12 protein-coding genes are annotated in these 19,781 nt (G+C 41.8%); 4 read left to right on the plus strand and 8 right to left on the minus strand.

What is annotated here, in order from left to right:
• Positions 1–222 precede the first annotated feature (222 nt).
• A complete protein-coding gene (locus BACINT_RS07355; protein ID WP_007661898.1) occupies positions 223–1,473 on the minus strand; it encodes an ATP-binding protein in 1,251 nt (416 codons plus the stop codon).
• Between the two features lie 215 nt (positions 1,474–1,688).
• Entirely contained in the window at positions 1,689–1,958 is a 270-nt protein-coding gene (rpsO, locus tag BACINT_RS07360) for a 30S ribosomal protein S15 (protein ID WP_007661900.1), read from the minus strand.
• 158 nt (positions 1,959–2,116) lie between these two features.
• Here rpsO and typA point away from each other — a divergent pair, with 158 nt between their 5' ends.
• Positions 2,117–3,916, plus strand: coding sequence for a translational GTPase TypA (gene typA, locus BACINT_RS07365; protein ID WP_007661902.1), 1,800 nt, complete (start codon positions 2,117–2,119; stop codon positions 3,914–3,916).
• An 84-nt stretch (positions 3,917–4,000) separates the two neighbouring features.
• Here the strand turns inward: typA and BACINT_RS07370 are convergent, their stop codons facing one another.
• From BACINT_RS07370 to pckA, 3 genes are all read right to left on the minus strand, one after another.
• A complete protein-coding gene (locus tag BACINT_RS07370) occupies positions 4,001–4,648 on the minus strand; it encodes a nitroreductase family protein (protein ID WP_007661903.1) in 648 nt (215 codons plus the stop codon).
• An 83-nt stretch (positions 4,649–4,731) separates the two neighbouring features.
• Positions 4,732–6,039, minus strand: coding sequence for a MutS-related protein (locus tag BACINT_RS07375; protein ID WP_044154936.1), 1,308 nt, complete (start codon positions 6,037–6,039; stop codon positions 4,732–4,734).
• A 136-nt stretch (positions 6,040–6,175) separates the two neighbouring features.
• Entirely contained in the window at positions 6,176–7,783 is a 1,608-nt protein-coding gene (gene pckA, locus BACINT_RS07380) for a phosphoenolpyruvate carboxykinase (ATP) (protein WP_007661905.1), read from the minus strand.
• 283 nt (positions 7,784–8,066) lie between these two features.
• Here pckA and upp point away from each other — a divergent pair, with 283 nt between their 5' ends.
• Positions 8,067–8,720, plus strand: coding sequence for a uracil phosphoribosyltransferase (upp, locus tag BACINT_RS07385; RefSeq protein ID WP_044154937.1), 654 nt, complete (start codon positions 8,067–8,069; stop codon positions 8,718–8,720).
• Between the two features lie 66 nt (positions 8,721–8,786).
• Here upp and BACINT_RS07390 read toward each other — a convergent pair whose 3' ends face one another.
• Positions 8,787–10,529, minus strand: coding sequence for a tetratricopeptide repeat protein (locus tag BACINT_RS07390; RefSeq protein ID WP_007661909.1), 1,743 nt, complete (start codon positions 10,527–10,529; stop codon positions 8,787–8,789).
• A gap of 144 nt (positions 10,530–10,673) precedes the next feature.
• Between BACINT_RS07390 and BACINT_RS07395 the strand changes: the two genes are divergently transcribed.
• The gene (locus BACINT_RS07395) at positions 10,674–14,162 is read left to right on the plus strand and encodes a hypothetical protein (protein ID WP_007661911.1); all 3,489 of its coding nucleotides are present in this window, start codon (positions 10,674–10,676) and stop codon (positions 14,160–14,162) included.
• A gap of 116 nt (positions 14,163–14,278) precedes the next feature.
• On the opposite strand, the gene BACINT_RS07400 is transcribed toward BACINT_RS07395, so the two are convergent.
• Positions 14,279–14,887, minus strand: coding sequence for a hypothetical protein (locus tag BACINT_RS07400; RefSeq protein WP_007661912.1), 609 nt, complete (start codon positions 14,885–14,887; stop codon positions 14,279–14,281).
• A 134-nt stretch (positions 14,888–15,021) separates the two neighbouring features.
• On the opposite strand from BACINT_RS07400, the gene BACINT_RS07405 reads away from it, so the two are divergent.
• On the plus strand, positions 15,022–16,224 hold the full coding sequence (locus tag BACINT_RS07405) for a sensor histidine kinase (RefSeq protein ID WP_007661913.1): 1,203 nt from the start codon (positions 15,022–15,024) through the stop codon (positions 16,222–16,224).
• Positions 16,225–16,280: 56 nt separating this feature from the next.
• On the opposite strand, the gene BACINT_RS07410 is transcribed toward BACINT_RS07405, so the two are convergent.
• Complete coding sequence (locus BACINT_RS07410; RefSeq protein WP_007661914.1) at positions 16,281–19,715, minus strand: bifunctional proline dehydrogenase/L-glutamate gamma-semialdehyde dehydrogenase; 3,435 nt, start codon at positions 19,713–19,715, stop codon at positions 16,281–16,283.
• Positions 19,716–19,781: the final 66 nt, after the last annotated feature.

Raw genomic sequence — 19,781 nt, forward strand, 5'->3', positions numbered from 1 at the left:
CCGTAAGTAGTAAGTGTTTTACTTATAAGTAGTAACCCTTTCACCCATAAGTAGTAACCCTTTTTTGCATAAATTGCCCGGAAATGCGGAAGAATATGCGAAAATAGGGTATTCTTATTCTTTATTTATTCGCCGAATACTCTGGAATGCAACTTTATTAAAAGACATGCGTTAGATTAATCGGGCATATAGCGTTAATTTGATACGGAAAGTTGTAAATTACTAATCTGCCAGCCACTTCCACACAGGAATCACTTTTATGCTTATTCCATCCTGCTCAATAGTTTCTTCCTGATCTTTGCTGATAATCAAAGCAGTACTTATGTTCATGAAGCGGGAAAGGCTGACAAGGGCATTGACTTCCCTGTTTCGCGTCTGCTCGTCGCGGAGAGAATAGGAAACTTGAATAGCCAGCCCGGCGTCGGGAACTACGAAATCTACTTCTACATTCTTATTGTAATAAAAGAGTGCTTCTCCATATTGTTTATAGAGATGGATAGCTACAATATTTTCAAGTAGTTTGGTTTCCGGCTGGAAGAGGAATAGGTTGAGGATGCCGTTGTCGTAGAAATAATGTTTCTTTGTTCCTTCTCTCTGTGGGATGGAATCATTGAAATTACAGAGAGAGAAGATGAGATAAGCGTCGTGCAGATAACCTAAATAGCTGGAGATTGTTTCGCGGGTCACTTTGCTTCCATCTCCTTGCAAGATGTTCTGTAGCCTTTTGATGGCTGTTGGTTGAAGCACACTGTCTGCCAGCTTACGTACTAACAGACGCAGGCTTTGTTCATTTCTTACATTGTTTCTTATGACAATGTCCGAATAGAGTATTTTTTGATATAGGGAGGTGAGCCAGGCACGCTTGTCTGTGTAACTGAAACTTTCGGGCAGGCCTCCATTGTAGAAATAACCTTCGAACAGACGCACTACGTCGGTTCTGATGGGAGCCAGATGCCAGTGGGTATCCAGTGTAATATGATTATATTCCAGATATTCCGTGAAACTGAAGGGGTATATTTCCTGCATCAGGTATCGTCCGCCCAGTGTAGAGGCTATTTCACGGCTGAGCATGTGGGCGTTGCTACCCGTGATGAAAACCCGTCTTTTCTCATCTGCCAGTCGGCGTGCGAAGTGTTCCCATCCTTCTACGTTCTGTATTTCGTCCAAAAAGATGATAGGCTCGAAGGCGAACATCTCTTTGTAACATTCTACAATCAGATGAAGTTCTTCCTTTTTAATATCCGTAATGCGTTCGTCCTCAAAGTTAATGAAGAGAATTTCTTGTTTACTATGTCCATCTTTTAGCAGTTGCAGTATATGCTGGTAGAGCATATAGGTTTTGCCGGCACGACGGATACCTACAAATACATAATTACCATTTTCCTCAATGGATATTTTGCGGGGCAATAGCTTCACTTGGCTGATGAACTCTTGCTGGTTCAGAATGATTTGTTTGATGATGTCTTTTTCCATACTTCAGCTTGCTTGATATGCAAAGATAGGAAATAATTCTATAAAATGCATATTTTGCTTGAAATATGTCTTCTATGGAAGTCATAATAGAAAGGAAATATGTCTTGTATAGTCTTTGTACTTATTGGTTGTATAAGGATCAGAGACATTTGAAAACAAAAAAGGGAAGCTTTTTAACGGCTTCCCTTCTTTAATGCTTTGCTGCAAGTAACGGATTACTTACGCAGACCGAGCTCTTTAACGATGGCACGATATCTTGCGATGTCGCGATCCTTCAGGTAGTTCAGCAACGCACGGCGTTTTCCTACCAACATTGTCAAGGCTCTTTCAGTACTATAATCTTTTCTGTTGAGCTTCAGGTGCTCAGTCAGGTGGGAAATACGGTATGAAAACAAAGCTATCTGGGCCTCAGCTGAGCCAGTATCAGTGTTAGACTTTCCGTACTTGCCAAAGATTTCTTGCTTTTTAGCAGCGTCTAAATACATAACTTTTAATTAAATTGATATATTAATATTCTCTTAAAGAGGCTGCAAAGATAGAGATAATCTTTTATACTGCAATGATATTCAGTGAAATTTTTCTCTTGCTGCAACTATATCTAATGCAAAATTCGTACCTTTGCACCCAAATATATAGGTATTGTATGCAAAATATTAGAAACATTGCAATCATTGCCCATGTTGACCATGGGAAAACGACGCTCGTCGATAAGATGCTCTTGGCAGGAAATCTTTTCCGCAGTAATCAGAGCACAGGTGAATTAATGCTGGATAACAACGACTTGGAACGTGAACGAGGGATAACGATCCTTTCTAAAAACGTTTCTATCAATTACAAAGGAACAAAAATCAATATCATTGATACTCCGGGACACAGCGACTTCGGAGGTGAGGTGGAACGTGTGTTGAATATGGCGGACGGATGTATCCTGTTGGTGGATGCTTTCGAAGGTCCGATGCCCCAGACACGTTTCGTGTTGCAGAAAGCTCTGCAGATTGGTCTGAAACCCATTGTTGTAGTGAACAAGGTAGACAAACCAAACTGTCGTCCGGAAGAGGTGTATGAAATGGTGTTCGACCTGATGTTCAGTCTGAATGCTACAGAGGATCAGCTGGATTTCCCCGTTATCTACGGTTCTGCAAAGAACAACTGGATGAGTACGGACTGGAAGACTCCTACTGATAATATCTTCGCATTGCTGGACTGTATTGTAGAGAATATACCAGCTCCCACGCAGTTGGAAGGTACTCCGCAGATGCTTGTAACTTCTCTGGATTATTCTTCTTATACCGGACGTATTGCCGTAGGCCGTGTACATCGTGGTACGCTCAGAGAGGGTATGAATGTATCTTTGGCCAAGCGTGATGGAAGTTTTGTGAAATCCAAAATCAAGGAACTGCATACATTTGAAGGTATGGGACGTGCGAAGGTATCGGAAGTTTCTTCCGGTGACATCTGTGCGTTGGTAGGTATCGAAGGCTTTGAAATCGGTGATACGATCTGCGACTTTGAAAACCCGGAAGCATTGCCACCTATCGCTATTGACGAACCGACTATGAGTATGTTGTTCGCCATTAATGATTCTCCTTTCTTCGGCCGTGATGGTAAGTTTGTGACTTCTCGTCACATTCACGACCGTCTGATGAAGGAACTGGATAAGAACCTTGCTCTGCGTGTGCGTAAGAGTGAGGAAGATGGTAAATGGGTGGTTTCCGGTCGTGGTGTACTCCATCTTTCCGTATTGATTGAGACTATGCGCCGCGAAGGTTATGAACTTCAGGTAGGTCAGCCACAGGTTATCTTCAAGGAGATTGACGGTGTGAAATGTGAGCCGATTGAAGAGCTGACTGTGAATGTGCCCGAAGAATATGCCAGCAAGATTATTGATATGGTAACCCGTCGTAAGGGTGAAATGGTGAAAATGGAGAATGCAGGCGAACGTGTGAACTTGGAATTCAATATGCCGTCACGTGGTATCATTGGTCTGCGTACGAATGTACTGACTGCTTCTGCCGGTGAAGCTATCATGGCACACCGTTTCAAAGAATACCAACCGCATAAGGGAGATATCGAACGTCGTACCAACGGCTCTATGATTGCCATGGAAACAGGAACGGCTTTTGCTTATGCTATTGATAAATTACAGGATCGTGGTAAATTCTTTATCTTCCCGCAAGAAGATGTGTATGCCGGACAGGTGGTAGGTGAACACTCTCACGATAATGACTTGGTAATTAACGTTACGAAATCCAAGAAGTTGACGAATATGCGTGCTTCCGGTTCGGATGATAAAGTTCGTCTGATTCCACCCGTACAGTTCTCACTGGAAGAGGCTTTGGAATATATCAAGGAAGATGAGTACGTAGAGGTTACGCCAAAGGCGATGCGTATGCGTAAAGTGATTCTGGACGAAATAGAACGTAAGCGTGCAAATAAGAACTAAAGTTGTTTGTAAATAGATAGAGAAGGAGTGCTTCACTGTAATGGTGGCACTCCTTTTCATTTATACGTTACTTACAGGAAATGATTAATCTATAAATCTGATCTTTTCTGCATTTCTAGGTTTAGCAGAGGGAGTTTCATCCGGATAACCGAATGCGATGCAATAGAGTAATTGATATCCTTCGGGAATATCCAGCTTCTTCAGATATTCGGCTGCTTCCGGTGTTGATGTCATGAATCGTGTCGGCCCGCCAAGGCAACAGGAGCCTATGCCCATAGACCAGGCTGAAAGAATCATATTTTCGCCCAACAGGCCACAGTCTATTTGCGACAGGTCATAAGACTTGTCATTGGCAATAAACACTACGGTAGAGGCATTGCGGAACATATTCTTGAAATTAGGATCTTCCGCTGCTTTAGGATTCTGCTTTTTGTAAACTTCAGTAATACCGTTGATGAATTCCGGATTATCCACTACCCGTATTTCCCAGGATTGTTTGTTTTGTCCGTTAGGAGCATTGATACCGCAGTTCAGTATAATCTGCATTGTATCGCGGTTTACCGCTTGCGGTTTGTACTTACGAATACTGCGGCGTGACATCATGTTTTCAATCACCGCATTCTCTTTACTTTCATTTGCACATGTGGCTTCATTCTCTTTTTGTACTTGCGTACCGCATCCGCAGAGCAACAACAGGCTGACACCTGCCAACATCAATTTGATACTTTTCATATTGCTTTGTTTAATATTGGTTTTCGCAAAGCTAACAAAAAAAGCGTAGTAATGAAGTAGTTACTTGGAAAAAAGAACCTTTTTTATATTAAGCCTTCCAGCTCTTTTTTCACCAACCAGTATCCGACTTGTGCTTCGGATATACCTTCAAGCAGTTGGTAAGGACATATGAATTGGTCATCCTCAATTCTTGAATCCATATAATAGAAACAGCATGTATTATCTTTTTCGAAATGTTTGGCATATTCTAGAATGTGAGTCGATATAAGGAAGGAACAATGTGGATATTTTCTGAGTAATTCATTTACAGCAATAGAGGCTTCAAAAGCATCCTGTGCATTTGTTCCTCGGAACATTTCATCCAGTATTATCAGGCATCGTTTGCCGGATTTCGCTTTTTGGAGTACTTCTTTTATCCGCAGAATCTCCGCCATAAAATGACTCCTGCCATCGCGCAGGGAGTCTGGAAGATTGATGGAGGTATAGATCCCATCGAATACAGGGCTGGTCATTGAACGGGCGGGAACTGGCAATCCGCAGTGTGCCAGCCATACAGAGATGGTAATAGCTTTGAGGGTAGTTGATTTACCTGCCATGTTAGAACCTGTGAGGATACATATATTATTACCGTTCGTCATCTTCCAATCATTCATCCGTCCTCCTTCGGTAAATGGATGTACAAAGCCCGTGATGGACAAATCCATTGCTTCAGTCATCTCCGGGCGGCAGCAGAAACCTTTGCTGATTGCTATGCGGTGTGCAGTACGGCATACATCCAGTATATAAATATGGGAAAGCAGCCCTCTTATCAATTCTAAGTGGATACAGCGGAACAGATAATCGTACTTATCGATGATATAGCTGGAAGGGGATTTTTCTTTTTTATAGAGTTCGACTACTTCTTTCAACTCGCTACTATATATCGTGTATTGAATGCTCTGTGCCAGTTCTTTTAGAAGTAAAGGGGCATTTTCCGGGAGATTTGTTCGTAATGATTCCAGTTGATTTAACAATCGGATAGTCAAAGTAACACCTCGTTTAATGACATAACGTTGAGCATCGTGTCTTAATAGACGGTCGAAGGCTGATGTTAGCGAAACTAAAATATTAGGTCTTCTGATCTGGTCGCGATATTCCAAATAATATTCGATGAAGTCAAGTTCTTCTTCATCCAGGGGGAGCTCGGGTAGTTCCTGCCAGGCGATTGCCTCTTGCCTTTTCCGTATAACGGATATGTCATTCAGGGGAGAGGTGATCCAATCGAGCATCAGGCGTTTCCCGTTTTTGGTCTCTGTTTTGGAGAATAAAGAGTAGAGGGGATATTCGTCATATATTCCTTCTGTAATGCTCAAGTCGGCTTGCGTTTGCTTGTCCGTATCTAGATAAGTCATATTCTTAGGTATTACGTATAGCGCAAAAGTAGGAAAATAATCATGAAGAACAAGTGAAACGGATAAAAACAAAAAAAGCAGCTCTTGATTACCAAGAGCTGCTTTCGCATATATATCTAAACCGGTTTTATTCAGATTAGAGCTTCGGACCAGCAGCAACCAGTGCTTTACCGGCTTCATTGCCAGTGAACTTAGCGAAGTTCTTGATGAAACGGCCAGCCAAGTCTTTTGCTTTTTCTTCCCACTTGCAAGCACATTCGTAAGTGTCGCGCGGGTCAAGGATCTTCGGATCTACGTTAGGCAATTCAGTCGGAACAACGAAGTCGAAGAAAGGAATAACCTTAGTCGGAGCCTTGTCGATAGAACCGTCAAGGATAGCGTCGATGATACCACGGGTATCTTTGATAGAGATACGCTTGCCGCTACCGTTCCAACCTGTGTTAACCAAGTATGCTTTAGCACCAACTTTATTCATCTTCTTAACCAATTCTTCTGCATATTTAGTCGGGTGCAATGACAAGAAAGCAGCACCGAAGCAAGCAGAGAATGTCGGAGTCGGTTCAGTGATACCACGTTCTGTACCAGCCAACTTAGCAGTGAAACCAGACAGGAAGTAGTACTGAGCTTGTTCCGGGTTCAGGATAGATACCGGAGGCAATACACCGAAAGCGTCAGCAGACAGGAAGATTACCTGATGAGCGTGAGGACCTTTAGAAACCGGCTTAACAATGTTGTTGATGTGATAGATAGGATAAGAAACACGAGTGTTTTCTGTTACGCTCTTGTCTGTAAAGTCGATCTTACCATCAGCGGCAACCGTTACGTTCTCTAATAGAGCGTCACGTTTGATAGCATTGTAAATATCGGGTTCGCTGTCTTTATCCAAGTTGATAACCTTAGCGTAGCAACCACCTTCGTAGTTGAATACACCTTCGTCATCCCATCCGTGTTCGTCATCACCGATCAACAGACGTTTCGGGTCGGTAGACAAAGTTGTCTTACCTGTACCAGACAGACCGAAGAAGATAGCAGAGTCAGTACCTTCCATATTAGTGTTGGCAGAACAGTGCATAGAAGCGATACCACGCAACGGGTTCAGATAGTTCATGATAGAGAACATACCTTTCTTCATTTCACCACCGTACCAAGTATTCAGAATAACTTGTTCGTTAGTCTTCAGGTTGAATACAGTAGCTGTTTCAGAGTTCAGACCCAGTTCCTTGTAGTTGTCAACCTTAGCTTTAGAAGCGTTGAAAGATACGAAGTCAGGTTCACCGTAGTTAGCAAGTTCTTCAGCTGTCGGGCGGATGAACATGTTAGTTACGAAGTGAGCTTGCCAAGCAACTTCCATGATGAAACGTACTTTCAAACGAGTAGCAGGGTTAGCACCGCAGAAAGTATCAACAACGAACAGACGTTTGCCGCTCAATTCTTTTACAGCCTTAGCTTTCAAGTCAGCCCAAGCTTCTTCAGAGCAAGGTTTGTTGTCGTTTTTGTATTCGTCAGAAGTCCACCATACAGTGTTTTCGCTGGCTTCATTCTTAACGAAGAATTTATCTTTAGGAGAACGACCGGTATAAATACCTGTCATAACATTTACAGCACCCAGTTCAGTTACCTGACCTTTTTCAAAACCTTCCAAACCTGGTTTGGTTTCTTCTGCGAACAGTACATCATAAGACGGATTGTGGATGATTTCCTTCACGTCTTTGATACCGTACTTGCTTAAATCTAAATTTGCCATTTCTTTTAATGATTTAAAATTTTGGTATTTGGTTTATTAATCTCTTGCTAATATCTTTTACCTTCTCTTTTCAAGGGGAAATTGGTATGAATTGGGTTATGTTCCAAACAGCCCCTTGTTTTTCGCGTACAAAAGTAGTATTTTCTTTCGAAACAAACACCTGATTAGAGAAATTTTTCTTTAATGAGAAGTCTTTTATAACTCCATAACAATATCTGCAAACTGAATGTTGCAAATTGCACAAGAAATCGTTTACTTTGCGCATATAAATTCAAATTACATCATGAAAATTATCAATTTTGCCGAGACAAACTCCATCCTGAACCAGTATGTTGCCGAGATCCGGGATGTACAAGTACAAAGCGACCGCCTTCGCTTCCGTCGAAACATTGAACGCATCGGGGAAATTATGGCGTATGAAATGAGTAAGGACTTTGCTTATTCTTTGAAGAATATCCAGACTCCGCTGGGGATAGCACCTGTGCAGACCCCGGATAATCAGCTGGTATTAAGTACCATTCTGCGTGCCGGATTACCTTTTCATCAAGGTTTTCTAAGCTACTTTGATGGTGCGGAAAATGCTTTTGTTTCTGCTTACCGAAAGTATAAGGATACGCTGAAGTTTGATATTCATATTGAGTACATCGCTTCACCACGCATCGATGGAAAGACACTGATTATTACCGACCCTATGCTGGCAACGGGTAGTAGTATGGAACTGAGCTATCAGGCTATGCTGACGAAAGGGCACCCGTCGGAGATACATGTCGCTTCCATTATTGCCAGCCGTCAGGCTGTGGAACACATTGCTGAAACATTTCCTGAAGACAAGACTACAATATGGTGTGCTGCCATCGATCCGGAGATAAACGAGCATTCATATATCGTTCCGGGGTTAGGGGATGCAGGAGATTTGGCATTCGGCGAAAAAGAATAGATATTATCAAGCTGCTTACTGCCAATCTTCAGAAATTGGTGGTAAGCAGAATGAATAAAATCTGAGTTAGATATCCCGCAAATAGTTTTCCAGTGTAACATCTTGCCCGAGTTGCATCTTCTTACGAATTCTGTATCGGCCTGTATTTATTGTTTCCGGTAAGACGGAAAGCATTTGTGCTATTTGTTTTGTTTCCATACCGGTGCGTACATATGCACATAAACGTAGTTCATTTTCCGATAAATTGGGATGAATGGAACATAATTTCTTAAAGAAATCGGGGTGTACTTCTTCAAAGTGATGTTTGAAAAACATCCATTCGTCTTCTGTATCCAAGTGTGATTTAATTTGTTGTTTTAGTGTTCTTCCTCCTGGCGTAGACAGTTCTTTACTACCTTCCAGTTCCTCTATTTGCTTTAGTAAACCTTTTAGCACCCGATTCTTTTCGATAGAGATCATGGAGTTTGAAGTCAATTCCCTGTTTTTTAGATCTAACTCCAGATGATATTTTTCATTTTGTAATTGTTGGCGTTGAAGGCGTTCGTTTAGTTCGCGGTTTTCTGCTTCTTTCAGTTGCTTGGCAATCTTTTCCTTCTTTCGTGACAACCAGAATATATAACCAATAATACAGCAAATCATTAAACCTATTAAGAAGCTGGCTATAGTTAATTTTTTATGGAGTTCGATACGCTCGGAAGCTTCATGCAATTCATTCTCATATTGTTCGATTGCCATTTTCATTTCATACTGATTGATTTCATTTGATTTGGCATATCCGGTTGTTTCTTCTTTATATTGCAAATATTGTTTTAGGTACTGATAAGCACTGTCAGGTAAGTTTTTCCTATCGTATATTTCCGCAAGACCATATAGAGTGTGAATGGCTGAAAAGGCATCCTTGTTGGCCTCGGCAGAATGGCGTGCTTTTTGAAAATAAAAAAGAGCAGAATCTTTCTCATTCTTATAAATGTATAATGCTCCCATATTAATGAGAGTATAAGTTTGTGATGTTTTACTTGTGATTTTTTGAGCGGTTTTATATGCTTCGCGCGCGTACTTTTCTTTATCAGGCAGAGTTTGCGAAACAAAATAGAGTGAGGTCAGTACATCGGTTCTGAAAGGAAGGTCTTCTTGCGCTATTCTCTCATCGAGTAAAGCAGTCAATATCTCTATGCCTTTTTGTGGGTGTCCAAGATGATATTGACTGATTCCTATATTGTGTCGATTCTTAATCTTATCATCAATGAATCCACCTTTCTTGAATATTTCGTCGGCTTGCAGATAATATTTATATCCTTCTTGGTATTCTCCGATTCTTCTCATAATCGAACCTATATTGACATATGTATAACCAAGACTATATAAATCATTTATGGATTTAAAGTAATTTTCTTGTCTCTTAAATGTGCGATAAGCTTGTGGGTATTTGTTATGTTTTGCCAAAAGCATTCCCTTAACGAAGAAAATACGGGCGTGATCATAAGTGTAATTAACGGAATCTACTTTTTCTAATGCTTCTTCTATAAGGGTTTCTGTTTCTTCTGTATTTGTTTCAAATTTCAGCCAGGCATCCCAATATAAGGCACGCGCTTGCAGGTCTCTATTGTTTTTTAGATTTGCTATCTGGTACATGCGTGTGACAAGTGGATAAAACTGCATTCGTTCATTATTCTTATAGTCCACCAGTTCGAGTTGCTTTCCTAAAGAGTCAAAAGAAGCATCGATAGGTTTCCATCGATATGAATTACTTCCTAAAACAGATTGTTGTAATAAGAATATACATAAATATATTAAAAATGCATTTTTCATGCTACAAAGATAACAAAAAAGGGTTTTGTACATCATTTGTCTATTCGGTTTTTTTCGATGAAATGGGGTCTTCCATTAATTTTGCCTATTATTGTTTAACGATCTCAAAGGAGTATTCTCTCTTTGGGAATAAAATGATTGCTTATGGGAAATATTACTTTTAAAATGTTTTTTCTGCTGACTGCATTGTTGGGTTACAACTTTGCTATGGCGCAGACGGGGGCTCCTCATACTCTAAGAGGAGAAAGTCAGGTTGCAAGTGTATCATTGAATTGGAAAAGTCCAGCCGAGGCTAAAACAATGCAATGGCATAATGATACACCTTATAACGGTGTGAGCGGAGTAAGCTTGAATGGGGAGATTCCTGTTCTTTATATTGCTAACCGTTTTGATAAGGATGATCTTAAAGAATATAAAGGTTCAGTAATTGATGCCATCTCATTTTGTAATTACAGTGCAGTGCTTGAGGTTAGCCTTTTACTGTATGAGAATGATAAAGTAGTACGTGAACAGAAGGTGAATCTTGAGAATCTGAAACTGAAAGAAATGCAGACTATCAAGTTGGACGAACCTTATACTGTGCGTGACGATGTAGAATTGACTGTAGCTGCTAAATTTGTTCATGGTACGAACCTTACTTTTGTTGGCATTATGGACCGCGTACCAGGTGTTACGGGCAAGGGTGACTTATATTCGTATGATGGAAAGAATTGGAAAAACGTGGTGAAAGGTAATTTCCTGGTATCTGCTCATATTGATATACCTGCTGCAGGAGAACCTGACGGATATAATGTATATCGTGGCGATACTAAAGTAAATACAGCTTTGCTGACGGAAAAAACTGCCTTGTTGAAAGACGAACCTAAGGGCACTTATGATTATTGTGTGTCGGCTGTTTATGGTGATAAGGAAGAAAAGTCATTCCCTTTGTCATTGACCAATATTCCTGTAGAGGATGCCCGCCCAATTGCAGTGGACGTAAGAGCTGCGGTTAATGGTTTGAATGCGACGTTGAGTTGGAAATCTCCGATTCTTGCTGATAAAACATTGACTTGGAGTAATGGGGAAAAAGGTAAGGCCATGGGAGGAACTTCCGGTACAGTGCGTAAAATATGGGCAGTAAATGCATTTTCCAGTGATGAATTGGCTTCTTATGCTGATCATAAAATTACAGCCATTAATGTTATGCTGAATTCCGCAGTAACGGAAATGCGTTTAGTGATTCTTGAGAATAGTAAAATTGTATATTCTCAGCAGGTATCAGCTGAAGAAATTGCTGCACTGGAAGTGCATAAATGGGCTAAAATGGCTTTAACAACTCCGTACGTTATTGATCCGAGTGCAGAATTGTCTTATGGTTATTATGTGGTTCATGCAGCAGATCTTTTCCCTGGGTTGTTGGATAGTGGACCGGCTATTTCCGGTGCATGCTTTATTTCAACTTCTACGGCAAAATCTGATTTTGATACTACAGTGCCCAGTTGGACTAATATTGAGGCAGCAGCTAATGCAAACTGGATGCTAAGTGCTGATGTGGAAGCTCAGAGTGAGATTAAGACTCCGGTAGTGAAAGACTATACCGTATATCGTGATGGCGTGGAAGTCAAATCCGGAATAACAGGTTTAACTTATACGGAGGAATTAGCTCCAGGTACATATACTTATACAGTTGTGGCAAATTATGCAGATGGTCTTTCTTCAAAGGCTTCCGCTTCTGCTACAGCTACAGTTGAATTGCCGGCTGAATATGTACGTCCTACCTTTACCGAAACTGATTTCGATAAAGGAAAGTTGTCTTTGAAATGGGATGTATATACGGATTTGCCTATGGAATTGAAACATTATGGTGAACCCAAGTATAAATGGGGTATGACCAATGATGGAAAAGATGTGGATCTTTATGTCGGAGCACAATTTACCAAAGAAGAGTTGGCTCTTTATGCAGATTATGAGATAACAGGTGTTAATCTGTACTTAACGGATGATGTTAAGGAGCTGAAAGTTGTGCTGTGCTCTGCCAATAAGAAAATCTTAGCTTCTAAGACTGCTACTTCTATCAAAACAGGTGAAATGTTTAGTGTTGCATTCGATGAGCCGGTAGCTGTACCTGTAGGAAGTTCTATTTATGTGGGATACTTTGTTCTGTTTGCTGATGGAAAAGAACCTATTGCTGCTGATGCCGGTCCACGTGTGACTGGAGGTGATATGCTTAGTTTGGATGGAACAACTTGGGTTGCTTACAGCCGGATCGATGCAGAATTTAATAGTAACTTTGTAGTAGGAGCACAGGTACGTTTGAAAGGTTCACAAAAGGCTGCTACGACTACACTTAGAAAGACAGCACCTGTTAATAATCAAATGGTTCCGCTTGAAAGAATGTCAGGCAGATCATTCTCTGACTTGAAATCGGCAACAGCCTTTGGGGTAAATGGTGTTGTTGCGACTCGTGCAACTGATAATAAGCCTACTATAAAGAACTTCCGTGTTTATTGTAACGGTTCATTGGCTACTGAAACAGAAGATCCGGAGTATACTGCAACGTTGAACTACGGTAAGTATGAATATGCTGTATCCGCTGTTTATACAAATGGATGGGAATCCGCTCTTTCTGATACTTATACTGTTGAATACAAGCAACCTAATCTTGCACCTGCTCCTTACGGTTTGAGCGGTACATTAGAGAATAAGAATCTGACTTTGACATGGCAATCGCCTGAAGCTGCTAATGAAATGAACTATCAAGATAAGACATCCGGTAGTAAAGCAATTGGATTGACTAGGAGTAGCGGGGTATATGGATACTTTGTAATTGCTTATGATGCTGATGATTTGGTTGATCAGGTAGGTAAATATATAACTCACATTAAATATAGTTTGAGTGATGTTTATTTGCAGACTTCTGCCATAGCTGTCTTTTATGATCGTAATTTAGTTTATGAACAAGAAGTTGATGTGAAGACTCTGGTAGCAGGAGAAAATGTTGTTCGTTTGGATAAACCGGTAGTAATTCCGGCTGGTCATGAAGTTTGTGTAGGATATTATGTTAGCCACATTAATGGAGTGAAACCCAATATGACAGATGAAGGACCGGCAGTGGATGGAAAAGGTAATCTGATTACTACCGATGGAACTACTTGGAGAACGTTGAAGTCTATGAATAAGGATTTGGATTACAACTGGCGAATTTCCGCAGTTCTGCAGGATGCCGATAAGCAAGCTGTTACTCGTGCAGAAGAACCTGCTACAACTTATAATCTTTACATTGACGGTACACTCTTGAAAGAAGGTATTCAAGCTACCAATTATACAGTTGAAAATGCAGCAGACGGCTCATATACAGTAACTGCGGTAGTTGGCGGTGTAGAAACGGCTGCATCTAATGCTGTTATTGTAGGTGTACCGACAAGTATTGATAAAGTAGAAGATGGCAGTGTGAAAGCATATTATGACAGCCAACTTCAGAAAGTAGTATTACCAGAGGTGGGAACTGCTTATATCTATTCTGTTAGTGGTACTCTGATAAAGCAAGTTATGAATGTTGAGTTTGTAGATATGTCGGACTTGCCGGCTGGAGTATATGTTGTACGAGGTGTACTTGCTAGTGGAGAACAAATGATTAAAGTTCTTAAATAAGAATGTTAATAGATTGACAATGGAGGTTGAATAAGCCTTCCTCTCTAATGATTAAAAGTTCTCTCTGCCCTTTGGGGTATGAGGGGACTTTTTCTGTTATACGTTGGGAGAGAACTTTAGTCATTTTTTCCGTAATTGCGTTTTATAATGGTGGCCTGAAAGGCTTTTTTGCTGGAGAGGAGCAGGTCTTCATCATCAAAGGCACGAAGGCTGTACCAAAAAAGAAAATCTCCCGTACCACCCAGAATGCCAAATAATCCCAAAAAGAATATGTTGGCTTCTCCTGTACAGAATCCATGGATTGCAGGCATCACTCCCAATAGGATGCCTGGTAATAATAAGGATACCCGATAGAACTTCAATGGAATAGGACGAGTCAGAGAAAATCCTACTCCAGTCCAGTCAAAATGCCAGTGTAGGAGCTTTTTATCTTTTCCGCTAAACCAGTAAAGAATCCCTGCCTGGATTAGTATATAAAACACGAGGAGTAAAAATATGTAAAGCATAACTAGGGGACTACTGATTCCTTTTACAGCGGTGCCCAATAAACGACCGGCACTATAGGATGAAGGCTCATCCCATACATAAACAAACAGATAGCTGCCTGTCAGGAACAGAATGAAGAAAAACAGAAATCCTTTTATGTTGATGGACTTTGCCGTGAGTTTCACTTCCACTCCATCCGGGCGGTTGAATGGTTCCTTATTTGCGTCTTTCTTTTCCATTAATTCCTTTTTACTGATTTCTACGCTGCAAAGATAACAAGAGTATGAAATTAATTTAGGTTATCAGAATGTTATCTTTATGTTAAGATGAAAAGAAAAGTTTATCTATATTTGCCTGAAATATAGAATGCTTGATGAAAAAGTCGTATTATATACTCCTTACAATAACTGCAACTGCCGCTGTTCTGTACTTACTTGGAAATTGGGTGGGACGAAGTTTTGGGCTGAACCGGCAGCAAGTGATACGTAATATTCACGAAGCTTACGGCCGTGCGACGGATGCATTTGAAGCCGGACAAACTAAGGATCTGACTGCCTTTTTTCGTCATGAACTGGATGAAGTGAATTTGAAGCAGATCAAGTTCCGTTTGGATACAGTATCTTTACACAGTGATTCCATCGTATTGAAACAGGATTTACGGTATTTTTCTGATTATCGGAAGCTATTGGAACAGCACTATACTTTCGTGTGCCCTGTGAATGATACTCAGGGAGTACATGCTTATATCCAGAATCTTCGTGCGGGGTTCATCGGCAAGCTGCTTTATATGTTCTTCGGAACGATAGTGGCTTTAGGACTTCTATTATTTGCCATACGTAAGCAGGTGGATATTATTCGTCGGCAAGACGAACTGGCACGAATGCGTGAAGATTTCTCTTATGCTATGGTTCACGACATGAAGAATCCGATCAGTTCCATCCTAATTGGCCTCAAAGTGCTTCGTAGTGGAAAAGTAGATGATAAACCTGAGAAGAAAGAAAAACATTTCGACATACTGGAGGCGGAGGCTCAGCATTTGCTTGCACTGGCCAATAAAGTACTGACTATCTCTAAGTTGGAACATGGACAATTATTGCTGGACAAGAACTGGATTCAACTTCATCCTATGGTGGATGAACTGGTACACACGTTCACTGCTAAGGCAGAAAAGCCTACTATATTTCAGGTGGATTTACAGGAAGAGGGAGTCTATGCCGATGAAGAATATCTGAAAGAGGCTTTAAGTAACCTGATAGACAATGCGGTGAAATACTCTAAGGATACGATAGATATACAGATTACTTCCTGCCTTTCCGGACAGTATGCTCAGATCAAGGTGCGGGATAATGGTATCGGTATTCCGCTTGCGGCTCAACGGATTGTATTTGATAAGTTTGAACGCGTAATTACCCGGAATGAGGATGCGAAGAAGAAAGTATCCGGCTTCGGCTTGGGGCTGAACTATGTGATGAATGTGGCTCGTGAACATGGAGGATACGTCAGTGTGGAGAGTGTGGAAGGAAAATATAGCGAATTTACGGTTTCTTTGCCATTGCCGGTGGAGAACGAGGAATGACGTGGCCTGACCTGTCCGCTTTTCGATAGGCAAGCCGGACCACGTTTTTTTAATTGTTATTCTACGGGAGGCACATCCAGAATGCTGCCATATCGATGGAATTCGAAGGAGATGCTTTGCTCTTTAATATAATGTATTAACTCTACACGTCCGTTTTTCACAGGTTTTGCCGTGGCAATGTATTTGTTTCTACGGGCTGCCTCTTCATACATTTCCATCGGAATATCAGCGCCACAAGTGCGGATACGTTCATAGCTCCTCATTGTTTTGAGGAATTCATCCAATGTTTCTTTCTTTAGTGTACAGCCGGTAGATGATAATGCAGTCGTGCGATCATCATTCGGGTCAAAGCTGATAGTCAGTGGTGTGTGGCAGAGCTTTGTGGCAAGTGCAATCATTTCCGCTTCTTCGTTACTATCTCCCGGGAAAAGGCGGAGTACCATATTCTTTAATGGCAGATAACGGAATGCATTCTGTTCGCCATATAACTTATTGATATCCCGTGCATGCGCAAATTCTTCTTCATAAGCATGAGGATAACTTTGCTTATAATCCGTATTACTTTCCGGTTTGTCGGTAATCTTCACAAGGCAGGCACAATAGTTCGGTCCGCCTGCTTTTACACCACCACCGAAAGCAGATAGTTTCATTCCACCGAAAGGTTGGCGGTTGACAATAGCACCTGTGATACCACGATTGATATAAAGATTACCTGCCAGAATGGAGTCCTTCCAGAGTTTTTGTTCGTTTTCATCCAGGCTTTGCAGACCGGAAGTCAAACCGTAGTCCAGGCTGTTCACCAACTCTATTCCCTGTTGAAGATTGTCAATACAAGCCACACTTAACATGGGACCGAACAATTCGGTGCGGAATGAATAACTGCCCGGTTTTACTCCCCACTTCACGGTAGGGGCGAGGATGTATTGCTTCTCGTCAATAAACTTAGGTGGAACCAACCAGGACTCGCCGGGTTCCAGTGTAAGGGCTTGCAATAACTTGTCGTTCCGGTTGGTAATCATGGGGCCTACTACGTTACCGGCTTCCCATACACTGCCTACTTTTATACTGGTGGCGGCATCCTTCAGCTTATCCTGGAAGTTCTTGTCTTCGTATACAGAGCGTTCTACAAGCAGTAGGGAACATGCTGAGCACTTTTGTCCGGCATTTCCGAAAGCAGAAGTAACGATATTCATGATGGCATGATCACGGTCGCCCGAGGCTGTGAGGATAATAGCATTTTTTCCACCGGTTTCGGCAGAAAGTGGGGTAGACGGGTTGATACGTGCAATGCTTTGGGCTGTATCCGTACCTCCTGTCAGGATGATATGCTTGATAGCCGGAGCTGTGGTCAATTCTTTCAGTGCTTCACGGTCGGTTATAATGACTTGCAATGCTTCTTTGGGCACTCCTGCATCCCAGAAAGCCTTGGCAAATAGCCATGCTACGGGAGCAGCTACTGTTGCGGGTTTCAGTATCACGGTATTGCCACCGGCCAATCCGGCTACAATGCCGCCGATAGGAATGGCACATGGGAAGTTCCACGGCGAAATGACGAGGATTGTTCCTTTGGAGGTGATGTCCACATCATGCAGTGCGGCGAATTTTTTCATTGTTGTGGTATAGAAGCGGGCGTAGTCGATACCTTCGGATACCTCTACATCTCCTTCTACCACTGTTTTACCTGTTACAGCACACATGCTGCCTATCAGGTCTCCGCGCATACCACCCAGACGATTGGCTGCTTCGAACATGATTCTATGACGTTCCTCTAAGGTAGTGTTCCGCCAGCCTGCGGGATCTTTCTCTGCAATGCCGATGATTTGCTTTATTTGTTCCGTATTGGCTTGCGACATTTCGCAAATACATACTTCATCATTCTGGCAGCGGTCCATGTACTTATGGCGTTTTTCACAGATGATGTCTTCGGTTCCTATTTGCAGAGGAATGATTTCCGGAGTATCGGCGGAAGACTTTTTCCATTTGGCAAAGATCTTTCGTACCCATTTCTGGTTTTGAGGCAGATCAAAATCCGTATCCGGTTCGTTTTTCATTACGTCGGATGGGGGGACGGGAGAATACGGTAAAAGCCTGTTCTGCGTGCGCGTAGGAATATGAGAAACGCTATCTTTCTTGTGATATGCTTCTTCAAACTGTTTTTGCAGGAAATTCCAGGTGTCAGTTCCCGGTTTCAGATTGAATGAATGAGTGAGGAAGTTATCCGGAGCTGTATTTTCGTCCATGCGGCGTACCAAATAAGAGATTGCATTCAGGAAGTGTTCATCTTTCACTACCGGTGCATATAGTATGATGTGATTACCCAGTTGCGACTGTGCACGCCATACATGGTCGGCCATACCTTCCAACATCTCAAATGTCATATACTCTGAACTGTTGTTTTTCTGGCTTAACAGGTAAGCGTAGGCTATTGTGAACAGGTTATGCGAAGCCACTCCGATGTGCAACGCTTTTGCATTTTCGGGCAGCAGGGCGCGTTCCAGAATATGCAGGTAGTTTGCATCTACTTCCGTTTTTGTGGAAAGTATGGGGTTGGGCCAGCCGCGCAAGGAAGAAATCACGGTTTCCATTTCCAGATTGCAACCTTTTACAAGGCGCATTTTGAGTGGTGCACCTCCCTCAGCCACGCGTGCCTTTGCAAATTCCAACAATTCCGTCTGGAAATCATAGGCATCGGGCAGATAAGCTTGTACAACGATACCGGCTGAATAGTCTCTGAATTCCGGTTTGCTTAGTACAGTTTTAAACAGGCGTAAAGTAAAGTGTGAATCTTTATATTCTTCCATATCCAGATTGACAAACTTCGCATGTTTCACTCCGTTTTCATCTGTATGGGGGAAGTCTATTGCTTTTTGGTAAAGAGCGGACATGCGTTTCACCAGTTCCGGGAAACTCTCTTCATAATTCAAAGCATGCGTCTGGGCATAGATGCCGGATATCTTTACGGAGATATAGTTAATATCCGGAGCTTCCAATGCTTCCAGGTAATGATAGTAACGGTGATCTGCTTCCCCATTGCCTAAAACGACTTCACCCAGTAGGTTCACATTTTGTCCAACCTTTTGCTGTGCACGTTCAGACAGGTGTCGGGTTAACTTGGGACGCGCTTCATCAAGGATAACTTTAGATGTATCCATGCGTAAGCGTTTCTTTATAATAGGTATGGCAATGAAGTCGAAATGATGTCCGAAGGCTTGGTACATTTTAAAGAGGAAAGTATCCCGCTTGTTCAGGAATTCAGGTACTCCATAGCGGTCTATCAGAGTCTTAATGCGGGCGGCAAGTTTTTTGCGATCACGTATCTGCGAAGATTCATCCAGCATTTTCACCAGGAACTTCTTGTCCTGCGGGCGTTGCACCATGACGGCATACTTGTGCTGTTCTTTGCGCTCTTCGTTTGTGATGGTTTGCTCACACGTGTTGTGTAGCTTCAGTACCCATTCTTGTACTTCGGCTATGGTAGGTTTATTATCCATAATCTATTCATGTTTAGTAAATGACTGAAAATAAATATCACTCGCGAACTAAAAACATGAATAAAG

The organism is Bacteroides intestinalis DSM 17393 (genome assembly GCF_000172175.1).
GTDB lineage: Bacteria > Bacteroidota > Bacteroidia > Bacteroidales > Bacteroidaceae > Bacteroides > Bacteroides intestinalis.